This is a genomic window from Corallococcus sp. AB032C, from assembly GCF_003668935.1.
GTDB classification, from domain to species: Bacteria; Myxococcota; Myxococcia; order Myxococcales; family Myxococcaceae; genus Corallococcus; species Corallococcus exiguus.
The window spans coordinates 1-382 of record NZ_RAWP01000294.1 but is presented as its reverse complement, the minus strand read 5'-3'; the positions used below and the strand labels follow the sequence as shown (position 1 = coordinate 382).

The window sequence follows — 382 nt, the reverse complement described above, 5'->3', positions numbered from 1 at the left end:
TTATATCTCTTCTCTGAAAGATCAGCGCGTTGCCGCATCTAAAGTTCTCTCTGGCCCGCAAGCGCAGCCAGCTGGCGACAAGGCTGAGTTCATCGAAAAAGTTCGTCGTGCTCTGTATCTGGGCAAAATCGTTTCTTACGCCCAGGGCTTCTCTCAGCTGCGTGCTGCGTCTGAAGAGTACAATTGGGATCTGAACTACGGCGAAATCGCGAAGATTTTCCGTGCTGGCTGCATCATCCGTGCGCAGTTCCTGCAGAAAATCACCGATGCATATGCCGAAAATCCGCAGATCGCTAACCTGCTGCTGGCTCCGTACTTTAAACAAATTGCCGATGATTACCAGCAGGCGCTGCGTGATGTCGTTGCTTATGCAGTACAGAAC

At 51.3% G+C, this 382-nt stretch carries 1 pseudogene; it reads left to right on the top strand.

Annotation, left to right across the window (positions count from 1 at the left end):
* A pseudogene (locus D7X99_RS42155) lies at positions 1-382 on the top strand (NADP-dependent phosphogluconate dehydrogenase); the annotation flags it as partial.